7 protein-coding genes, 1 rRNA gene and 1 other annotated feature are annotated in these 9,826 nt (G+C 70.3%); of the genes, 6 read left to right on the top strand and 2 right to left on the bottom strand.

Features of this window, described 5'->3' with window-relative positions:
* Window positions 1-77: 77 nt before the first annotated feature.
* The 4 genes from manA to EAO77_RS04000 all read left to right on the top strand — a co-directional run bounded on the left by manA (window position 78) and on the right by EAO77_RS04000 (window position 4,965).
* Entirely contained in the window at window positions 78-1,241 is a 1,164-nt protein-coding gene (manA, locus tag EAO77_RS04015; protein ID WP_147986734.1) for a mannose-6-phosphate isomerase, class I, read from the top strand.
* 99 nt (window positions 1,242-1,340) lie between these two features.
* On the top strand, window positions 1,341-2,306 hold the full coding sequence (locus EAO77_RS04010) for a cation diffusion facilitator family transporter (protein ID WP_147986733.1): 966 nt from the start codon (window positions 1,341-1,343) through the stop codon (window positions 2,304-2,306).
* Between the two features lie 422 nt (window positions 2,307-2,728).
* Entirely contained in the window at window positions 2,729-4,186 is a 1,458-nt protein-coding gene (gene ahcY / locus EAO77_RS04005; RefSeq protein WP_147986732.1) for an adenosylhomocysteinase, read from the top strand.
* A 164-nt stretch (window positions 4,187-4,350) separates the two neighbouring features.
* Window positions 4,351-4,965, top strand: a complete 615-nt coding sequence (locus EAO77_RS04000) for a hypothetical protein (RefSeq protein ID WP_147986731.1) — start codon at window positions 4,351-4,353, stop codon at window positions 4,963-4,965.
* Window positions 4,966-5,055: 90 nt separating this feature from the next.
* On the opposite strand, the gene EAO77_RS03995 is transcribed toward EAO77_RS04000, so the two are convergent.
* On the bottom strand, window positions 5,056-6,069 hold the full coding sequence (locus EAO77_RS03995) for an RDD family protein (protein WP_147986730.1): 1,014 nt from the start codon (window positions 6,067-6,069) through the stop codon (window positions 5,056-5,058).
* Window positions 6,070-6,194: 125 nt separating this feature from the next.
* Here EAO77_RS03995 and EAO77_RS03990 point away from each other — a divergent pair, with 125 nt between their 5' ends.
* Both EAO77_RS03990 and rrf read left to right on the top strand, forming a co-directional pair.
* Window positions 6,195-7,202 carry a stage II sporulation protein M gene (locus EAO77_RS03990; protein ID WP_147986729.1) on the top strand — a complete coding sequence of 336 codons (1,008 nt, stop codon included), beginning with the start codon at window positions 6,195-6,197 and terminating at the stop codon, window positions 7,200-7,202.
* A 722-nt stretch (window positions 7,203-7,924) separates the two neighbouring features.
* Window positions 7,925-8,182, top strand: a sequence feature (23S ribosomal RNA rRNA prediction is too short).
* A gap of 92 nt (window positions 8,183-8,274) precedes the next feature.
* Window positions 8,275-8,391, top strand: a 5S ribosomal RNA gene (gene rrf / locus EAO77_RS03980).
* A 120-nt stretch (window positions 8,392-8,511) separates the two neighbouring features.
* Here rrf and EAO77_RS03975 read toward each other — a convergent pair.
* Complete coding sequence (locus EAO77_RS03975) at window positions 8,512-9,822, bottom strand: DUF58 domain-containing protein (RefSeq protein ID WP_147986728.1); 1,311 nt, start codon at window positions 9,820-9,822, stop codon at window positions 8,512-8,514.
* Between the last annotated feature and the right edge of the window lie 4 nt (window positions 9,823-9,826).

The following is a 9,826-nucleotide window of genomic DNA, read 5'->3' as shown; positions in this document are numbered from 1 at the left end:
CGCCACCGCGGCACCTCGTCACCCGCTCCACCGCTCCCACCCGCCCCGCCGCAGAACGACCGAGGAAGAACAGGACCATGGACCGCCTCGACAACACCGTGCGCCCCTACGCCTGGGGGTCCACGACCGCCATCCCGGAACTGCTCGGCACCGCCCCCACCGGCGAACCGCAGGCCGAGATGTGGATGGGCGCCCACCCCGGAGCGCCGTCCCGGACCGCCCGCGGCACGCTCGACCACGTGATCGCCGCAGACCCCGAGGGTGAACTCGGCACGGCGGCCACCGGCGCCTTCGGGCCCCGGCTGCCCTTCCTGCTGAAGATCCTCGCCGCGGGCGCACCGCTGTCCCTCCAGGTCCACCCCGACCTGGCGCAGGCCGCCGAGGGCCACGCCGCCGAGGAGGCCGCCGGCGTCCCCGTCGACGCCCCGCACCGCAACTACAAGGACGCCAACCACAAGCCCGAACTCGTCTGCGCGCTCACGCCGTTCGACGGCCTGTGCGGCTTCCGGCGGCCGGCCGAGGCAGCCGACCTGCTCGCCGGCCTCGACGTCGACTCCCTCAAGCCGTACGTGGACCTGCTCCACGCGCACCCCGAGGAAGCGGCACTGCGCGAGGTCCTCACCGCCCTGCTCACCGCGGACCGGGACGAGATGGCCGCCACCGTCGCCGAGGCCGCGGCCGCCGCCGAACACCTCGGCGGCCCCTACGCCCCGTACGCCTCGATCGCCCGGCACTACCCCGGCGACCCGGGCGTCGTCGCCGCCATGCTCCTCAATCACGTGCAACTCCAGCCCGGCGAGGCGCTCTTCCTCGGCGCGGGCGTCCCGCACGCGTACCTCGAAGGCCTCGCGGTCGAGATCATGGCCAACTCGGACAACGTCCTGCGCTGCGGACTGACCCCCAAGCACGTCGACGTCCCGGAGCTGCTGCGGATCGTCCGCTTCGAGCCGACCGAACCGGGCGTGCTGCGCCCCGAGGTGTCGCCCGCCGGCGAGGAGGTCTACGACACCCCGACCGGCGAGTTCCGCCTCTCCCGCTTCGTCCTCGCCCCCGGCTCCGAGGCACGCGACCTGACGACCGCGGGCCCCCAGATCCTGCTCTGCACCGCGGGTGAGGTCACGGCAGGCGAACTCCCGCTCGTGGCCGGTCAGTCGGTGTTCGTCCCGGCGGGCGAGCAGGTGTCCGTCTCCGGTACGGACGGCCGCCCCGGCACACTCTTCCGGGCGACCGTGGGCACCTGAACCGGGGCTGCCCGCAGGGGCTGCAACAATGGCGCACCGCAATGGCAGGGCCCGGACCGACGGGCGGCCGATGTCAGGACGAAGGGACACCACGAACTCATGAGCGCGTCAGGCGGAACCAAGGCCATCGTGGCCGCGTTGTTGGCCAACCTCTCGATCGCGGTGGCGAAGTTCGTGGCGTTCCTCTTCAGCGGTTCGTCCTCGATGCTCGCGGAGAGCGTCCACTCGCTCGCCGACTCGGGCAACCAGGGACTGCTGCTGCTGGGCGGCAAGAAGGCACAGCGCGAGGCGACCCCCCAGCACCCCTTCGGCTACGGCCGCGAGCGCTACATCTACGCCTTCCTCGTCTCGATCGTCCTGTTCTCCGTCGGCGGCATGTTCGCCGTCTACGAGGGCTACGAGAAGATCCGCCACCCGCACGAGATCGAGGCCTGGTACTGGCCGGTCGGCGTCCTCGTCTTCGCGATCATCGCCGAGACCTTCTCCTTCCGGACGGCCATCAAGGAGTCCAACACCCTGCGCGGCAGCCTGAGCTGGTCGCAGTTCGTGCGCCGGGCCAAGGCCCCCGAGCTCCCCGTGGTCCTGCTGGAGGACCTGGGCGCGCTCGTCGGTCTGTTCCTGGCCCTCGGCGGCGTCGGTCTCGCCCTGCTCACTGGCGACGGCGTCTGGGACGGCATCGGCACCCTGTGCATCGGCATCCTGCTCATCGTGATCGCGATCGTGCTCGCGGCCGAGACCAAGTCGCTCCTGCTGGGCGAGGCGGCCGGACTCGACGACATCGAGAAGATCAAGGACGCCACCGTCGACGGCGAGACCGTCACCCGCATCATCCACATGCGCACGCTCCACCTGGGTCCCGAGGAACTCCTGGTCGCCGCCAAGATCGCCGTCCGGCGGAACGAGACCGCCCAGGAGGTCGCCTCCGCCATCGACGCCGCCGAGGAGCGCATCCGCGCGGCCGTGCCGATCGCCCGGGTCATCTACCTGGAGCCGGACATCTACAGCGAGACGGCGGCCGCCGCCGGCACGGACCTCGGCAAGGCCCCGGACGGCCAGGGGCACTGACCTCGGCAAGGCCCCGGACGGCCAGGGGCACTGACCTCCCGGACACCCGCGCACCGGGCCCCCACCCGACAGGGCGGGGGCCTTCGCCGTGCCCGTCCAAGCCTCCCTCCGGGCCTCACTCCGGGCTTCGGGCCGGCTTTCCGCCGGCTTGCCGCCCGGACCGGGGCGGACCCGGGGCCGAGGGCGGGACGGCCGGATCCGGCCCCTGCTGACTGGGGCGGCCGCAGCCCGGCGGTGTAGATTCGACACCGGAGTCAGACGTCGCTGCTGATGGCGGTCGGGCGGTCCGCGAAGGCACGAGGACCGGCCGAGGGAGAGAGGGCCTCCGACGGACTGTCCTGCCGATGCCCGGGCATTCGTATGCCCTGGCCGCAGCAGTGCCAGCCCATCCACCTCGACCCGAACCACGAGGAGCAGTTCGCATGTCGACTCTCACCAACGGCCAGGACTTCAAGGTCGCCGACCTCTCCCTCGCCGCTTTCGGCCGCAAGGAGATCACGCTCGCCGAGCACGAGATGCCCGGCCTGATGTCGATCCGCAAGGAGTACGCGGCCGTCCAGCCCCTGGCCGGTGCCCGGATCACCGGATCGCTGCACATGACCGTGCAGACCGCCGTCCTCATCGAGACCCTGGTCGCCCTCGGCGCCGACGTGCGCTGGGCCTCCTGCAACATCTTCTCCACCCAGGACCACGCCGCCGCCGCCATCGCGGTCGGCCCCGAGGGCACCCCCGAGAACCCGCAGGGCGTCCCCGTCTTCGCCTGGAAGGGCGAGACGCTGGAGGAGTACTGGTGGTGCACGGAGCAGGCCCTGACCTGGCCGGACACCGCCACCGGCGGCCCCAACATGATCCTCGACGACGGCGGCGACGCCACCCTGCTGGTCCACAAGGGCGTCGAGTTCGAGAAGGCCGGCGCGGCCCCCGACCCCGCCACCGCGGACAGCGAGGAGTACGGCCACATCCTGCGCCTGCTCAACCGCACCCTCTCCGAGAACCCGCAGAAGTGGACGCAGCTGGCGTCCGAGATCCGCGGTGTCACCGAGGAGACCACGACCGGTGTCCACCGTCTCTACGAGATGCACCGCGACGGCACCCTCCTGTTCCCGGCGATCAACGTCAACGACGCCGTCACCAAGTCGAAGTTCGACAACAAGTACGGATGCCGTCACTCGCTGATCGACGGCATCAACCGGGCCACCGACGTCCTCATCGGCGGCAAGACCGCCGTCGTCTGCGGCTACGGCGACGTGGGCAAGGGCTGCGCGGAGTCCCTGCGCGGGCAGGGCGCGCGGGTGATCATCACCGAGATCGACCCGATCTGCGCACTCCAGGCGGCGATGGACGGCTACCAGGTGACCACCCTGGACGAGGTCGTGGAGACGGCCGACATCTTCGTCACCACCACCGGCAACAAGGACATCATCATGGCCTCCGACATGGCCAGGATGAAGCACCAGGCGATCGTCGGGAACATCGGTCACTTCGACAACGAGATCGACATGGCCGGCCTCGCCCAGCTCCCCGGTGTCGTCAAGGACGAGGTCAAGCCCCAGGTCCACACCTGGACCTTCCCCGACGGCAAGGTCCTCATCGTGCTCTCCGAGGGCCGCCTCCTGAACCTGGGCAACGCGACCGGGCACCCGTCCTTCGTGATGTCCAACTCGTTCGCGGACCAGACGCTGGCCCAGATCGAGCTGTTCACCAAGCCGCAGGAGTACCCGACCGACGTCTACGTGCTTCCCAAGCACCTCGACGAGAAGGTCGCCCGCCTCCACCTCGACTCCCTGGGCGTCAAGCTCACCACCCTGCGCCCCGAGCAGGCGGACTACATCGGCGTGAAGGTCGAGGGCCCCTACAAGTCCGACCACTACCGCTACTGATCACGCCCCCGCCGCCGGCCGACACCGGCGCCGGCCGTGACCCCGGTACCAGGCAGGCCCCCGCACCCCCGTGTCGGGGGCCTGCCCCGTACCTCCCGAACGGCTCCGGTCGGCCGACGCCGTCCCCGTACCGCCGAGCCTCACCGCGCTAGGACCCACGCCCCATGCCACGCGGCCGCTATTCGCTCCACGATCCGCACGATCACACCCCCCTCGGTGAAGAGCACTTCCACTGCGCCCCCGGACCTTCCGGATGGCGCTACGTCTCCCGCACGGTCAGCCCCTCCGGACGGCAGACCGGCACCGTCGATCTGGCCCTCGACGAGCTCGGCCGCCCCATCCGGCTCGAACTCCACACAGCCGACTGGCAGGTCCGCGGCGCCGCGCTGGACGGCGTCACCTGGGTCCGGACCGACCCCTCGGGCATGCACGCCGACGAAGGCACTGCGCGCGCCCATGCCTTCACCGGAACGTCCCCCGCCTTCCTCGTCGCCACCGCCCGACTGCTGCGGCTCACCCCCGCCTCACCCGCGACCCGCGTGCGCCTGGTCGCCTTCACGGACCCCGTTCTCGCACCCCGTGACGTCGACCAGTCCTGGGCCCTGATGAACAGTCAAGCGCACGCCACTGACAACGGCCCTCTCGTCGTGGACGAGTACCAGGTCAGCGCCCTCGACACGGGGGAGCGGCACACCGTGCACATCGCCGGGGACGTCGTCCTGGCAGCCCCGGGCGTCGAACTGGAGGACCTCGACGACCCGCCCTCCGCCTTCTCCTGAGCGAGCCCCACGGCTCGCCGGATCGCGGGACGCACCACGGGGCCGGGACGGCCCGCGACGGGACGGCGGGCGACGGGAGGGGGCCGGCCCTCAAGCGGGAGGTGCGAATCCGGTGGGAGCGGCGGACCGGCTCACCGCCACGCCGTCGGCCGCCTCACCACCACGGACGTCCTGGCCCGGCGGTCGCGCGTCTGCCGCGTCCTGCTCCGCCGGCAGGCCCCCCTCGGCGGCCGGCCCCGTGCCTCCGGGGTCCGGCACATGCGCGGCGGTGACCCCGTGACCCCCGGCCGGCACGTGCGCGGCGGCCACCTCGTGACCACCGCCCGGCACCTGCGGGCCGCCCGATGCCCGAGCCGCGGCGAACGCCCGGCGCGCGTCCCGTGCCTGCCGCTCGTTGAGCACCGCCGCCAGGTACGCGGCCGGCGGGACCCCCTGGGGCGCGGGAGCCCCGGTACGCGCGACGAGATCGTCGGCCAGACGGTGGGCCATCGACCAGCTCACGCCCGCCTCCAGCTGACCCATCCGCGTCAGGTACTGCCGTATCGCGAGCCACAGTCCGTCCGGTACCCCCGACAGGTCCAGTTCACGGAACCGCCCGACCAGCCAGAACGGCGGGGGCGGCACGGTCGATGCGCCCCGCTGCGCGGGCACCCGCTCCCGCACCACGAGCGTCCCCGCGAAGACGTCGCCCACGCGCCGCCCCCGGCCGGAGACCAGGGACGCGATGCAGGCGATCACCCCGAACGACAGCAGGATCTCGACGACGGACATCGCCCCGCGGACCAGGGCGTGCCGGAACCGGATCGGCCCGCCGTCGTCCCTGACCACCCGCAGACCGCACGCCATCTTCCCGAGGGACCGGCCATGGCTCAGCGTCTCCACGACGATCGGCCCGCCGACCGGCACCAGCAGGAACGTGGCGATCGACACCGCCATGACCGCCGCCTCGTCCAGCGCCGCCGTGGCCACGGCCAGCCCGAGCGACGCCAGCAGATACGCCGTCCACACCACGGCCAGGTCGATCACGACGGCGAGCGCCCGGCTCGGCAGCCGCGCCGGATGCAGTCCGAGGACGACCGCGTCCCCCGTCACAAGCCCGCTCACCGCAGCCACCCCTCGCCCTGTCGACCTTCCCTGCCCCTCGCGCTGCTCAGTCTGCCAAGCTGACCCGCAGCGCGCCGCAGTAGTACGGACCGTACGCACCCAGTTCCCCGGAGCAGCAGCCGACCATGGACCTCGACGTCTTCGTGACCGCCCACCGTGCCGAATGGGACCGCCTCGAGCATCTGCTGCGCCGGGGCAGGCGCCTCACCGGCGCCGAGGCCGACGAACTGGTGGCGCTGTACCAGCGCACGGCCGGTCATCTCTCCCATATCCAGTCGAGCGCGCCCGACCCGATGCTCGTGGGCCGCCTCACCCAGCTCGTCGCCCGGGCGCGGGCCACGGTGACCGGAACCCGTCGCGCCGGATGGAGGGACGCCGTCACCTTCCTGACCGCCGGCTTCCCCGCCGCGGTCTACCGCTCGCGGCACTGGTGGATACCGACGGCAGTCCTCTCCACGCTGCTCGCCGCCGTCATCGGCTGGTGGATCGGCACCCACCCCGACGTGCAGTCGGCGATCGCCGCCCCCGACGAACTGCGCCGCCTGACCGAGCCGGGCGGCGAGTACGAGACGTACTACTCGAGCCACCCCGCGGCCTCCTTCGCCGCACAGGTCTGGACGAACAACGCGCAAGCGGCCGCGATGTGCCTGACCCTCGGCGCCTTCCTGTGCCTGCCGGTCATCTGGGTCCTCTTCCTCAACGTCCTCAACCTGGGCATCGGCATCGGGCTCATGGCGTCGGCGGGCCGTCTCGACACCTTCCTCGGCCTGGTCCTCCCGCACGGTCTCCTGGAGCTCACCGCCGTCTTCGTCGCGGCGGGTACGGGCCTGCGGCTCGGCTGGACGGTCATCGACCCCGGTCCGCAGACCAGACGAGCGGCCCTGGCCCAGCGCGGACGCGCCGCGATCGGTATGGCGATCGGCCTGGCCGTGGTGCTCTTCGTGTCCGGCGTGATCGAGGGGTTCGTGACGCCGTCGGGTCTGCCGACCTGGGCGCGCATCACCATCGGTCTCGTCGCCGAGCTGCTGTTCCTCGTGTACGTCTACGTCCTGGGCGGACGCGCGGCGCGAGCCGGGGAAGCGGGCGACGTGGAGGAACCGGACCGCAGCGCCGAGCTGCCCACCGCCGCCTGACCCACCGATGTGCATCGGGTGTCCGTGAGCTGCTAGTCTCCTCTTCGCCCACGGGACTGTTGACACAGGGCCCGTGGGGAGGTAGATTCTAACGGTTGCCTCGAACTGGACATGTTCGAGCAGGAACATTTAGAGTGCATCTCGCTCCGATCGGAATTCGATTCGTCGGGGCCATCCTCCGAAGATTTATCCGGGACCTTGTGCCGACGAAGTCGGCCGAAAGTCTTCTGATAAAGTCGGAATCGCCGGAAAGAAAAACGCGAAAGCGGATTCCTTGAAAGCATTCCCGCTGACTGGGAATCGGGCCCGAAAGAGTCTGATAGAGTCGGAACCGCCGGAAGGGCCGAAAAGCCCGGAAAGCACCGAGGAAATCGGGTCGGAAAGATCTGATAGAGTCGGAGACGCAAGACCGAAGGGAAGCGCCCGGAGGAAAGCCCGAGAGGGCGAGTACAAAGGAAGCGTCCGTTCCTTGAGAACTCAACAGCGTGCCAAAAATCAACGCCAGATATGTTGATACCCCGTCCATCCGGTTCGGATGGTCGAGGTTCCTTTGAAAAAGACCTGTCCGGTCCTCCTTGTGAGGGTGCGGGCAGGCGACACAGCGAGGACGCTGTGAACGGTGGGGCTTATTCCGCCCGACCGTTCCGCTCTAAGTGGTGTTCAACCGGATTACCGGTAGACATTCATGGAGAGTTTGATCCTGGCTCAGGACGAACGCTGGCGGCGTGCTTAACACATGCAAGTTAGTACGAGAGGACCGGGACGGACGAACCTCTGGTGTGCCAGTTGTCCTGCCAAGGGCATGGCTGGTTGGCTACGTTCGGAAAGGATAACCGCTGAAAGCATCTAAGCGGGAAGCCTGCTTCGAGATGAGGACTCCCACCTCCTTGAGAGGGTAAGGCTCCCAGTAGACGACTGGGTTGATAGGCCGGATATGGAAGCCAGGTAACTGGTGGAGTTGACCGGTACTAATAGGCCGAGGGCTTGTCCTCAGTTGCTCGCGTCCACTGTGTTAGTTCTGAAGTAACGAACTCGCCTTTTGCRGGCTGGTAGTTCGACATCTTCATAGTGTTTCGGTGGTCATAGCGTTAGGGAAACGCCCGGTTACATTCCGAACCCGGAAGCTAAGCCTTTCAGCGCCGATGGTACTGCAGGGGGGACCCTGTGGGAGAGTAGGACGCCGCCGAACAATCATTGTGGGGAAGCCCCGGAACTGTGTTCCGGGGCTTTTCTGCGTTCACGGCCGTTTCCCCGTTCGCGTGCCCGGTCACCGCTCGATGGCGGTGACCGGGCACGAATTGCTCCGGGATCAGAGGCGGCCGGCCGCCTTGAGGGCGAGATAGGCATCCGCCACAGCCGGTGCGAGCTTCTCCGGCGTGGCGTCGACGACCGTGACACCGTGCCGCTGCAGCAGTTCCGCCGTGCGCCGGCGTTGCGTGTGGGCCTGGGTGCCCGCCGTTGCTTCGTAGACGGCCTGAGCGCTGCCCCGGGAATGCGCCATCCGCTCGATGCGGGGATCCGCCACGGACGCCACGACGACCGTGTGGCGCCGCGTGAGCTGGGGGAGTACGGGCAGCAGGCCGTCCTCGACGGGAGCGGCGTCCAGGCCGGTGAGCAGGACGATCAACGAGCCACGCGGAGCGTTCTGCAGCGTGGCCGCACTCAGACCCCGTGCATCGGTCTCCACGAGTTCCGCCTCCAGTGGTGCCATGGCGTCGACCATCGCCGGCAGCACGTCGCCCGCGGAGCGGCCCTGGACATGGGCGCGTACGCGGCGGTCGAAGGCCAGCAGACCCACACGGTCCCCGGCACGGGACGCGAGCGCGGCGAGCAGGAGCGCCGCGTCCATGGAGGCGTCGAGGCGCGGTACGTCCCCCACACGGCCCGCCGCGGTGCGGCCGGTGTCCAGGACCAGGAGGATGTGCCGATCGCGTTCGGGGCGCCAGGTGCGGACGGCGACCGTGCTCCGGCGGGCCGTCGCGCGCCAGTCGATGGAGCGGGTGTCGTCACCGGGGACGTAGTCGCGGAGGCTGTCGAACTCCGTTCCCTGGCCGCGGATCAGGACGCTGGTGCGACCGTCGAGCTCGCGGAGCCGGGCGAGCCGGGACGGGAGGTGCTTGCGGCTCTCGAAGGCCGGCAGGACCCGCACCGTCCAGGGAATTCTGTGGTCGCCCTGCCGGGCGGCCAGTCCCAGCGGTCCGTAGGAGCGGACGGTGACCTGTGCGGAGTGACGGTCGCCTCGCCGGCTGGGGCGCAGCCCGGTCGTGAGGGCCCGCCGCTCCCCGGCGGGGACGTGCACGCGGTGCCGGGACGCCTCCGGCGCCGTGTCCGCCGGCCAGCTGCTCGGCGGCCAGGCGTCGCGGAGGTCGGCACGCAGCGGACGGGACGACGGGTTGGTGACCGTGAGCTGCACCTGGGCCACGTCACCGAGTCGAACTGATGTGTCACCGGATCGGGTGAAACGGAGCGTGCGCACTGGCGCGGCGAGTGCGTAGTCGCACAGGATTGCCAGTGAGAGGGGCGCGTTGACAGCGAGCATCCCCGTCCAGCTGGGGGCGAGGATGCCTACGGGGAGTGAGCCGAGAGCCGCGAGCAGCGCGGTCCGGCCGGTGAGGGCCATCGGA

It is taken from the genome of Streptomyces sp. T39, assembly GCF_008042045.1.
GTDB lineage: Bacteria > Actinomycetota > Actinomycetes > Streptomycetales > Streptomycetaceae > Streptomyces.
Note: the sequence above shows the minus strand (reverse complement) of the source record. Positions and strands in the feature narration are given on the sequence as shown.

Coding starts and splice junctions, on each gene's coding strand:
- ahcY (WP_147986732.1), top strand. CDS start 2,729: ATGTCGACTCTCACCAACGGCCAGGACTTCAAGGTCGCCGACCTCTCC.
- EAO77_RS03990 (WP_147986729.1), top strand. CDS start 6,195: ATGGACCTCGACGTCTTCGTGACCGCCCACCGTGCCGAATGGGACCGC.
- EAO77_RS04000 (WP_147986731.1), top strand. CDS start 4,351: ATGCCACGCGGCCGCTATTCGCTCCACGATCCGCACGATCACACCCCC.
- EAO77_RS03975 (WP_147986728.1), bottom strand. CDS start 9,822: ATGGCCCTCACCGGCCGGACCGCGCTGCTCGCGGCTCTCGGCTCACTC.
- EAO77_RS04010 (WP_147986733.1), top strand. CDS start 1,341: ATGAGCGCGTCAGGCGGAACCAAGGCCATCGTGGCCGCGTTGTTGGCC.
- manA (WP_147986734.1), top strand. CDS start 78: ATGGACCGCCTCGACAACACCGTGCGCCCCTACGCCTGGGGGTCCACG.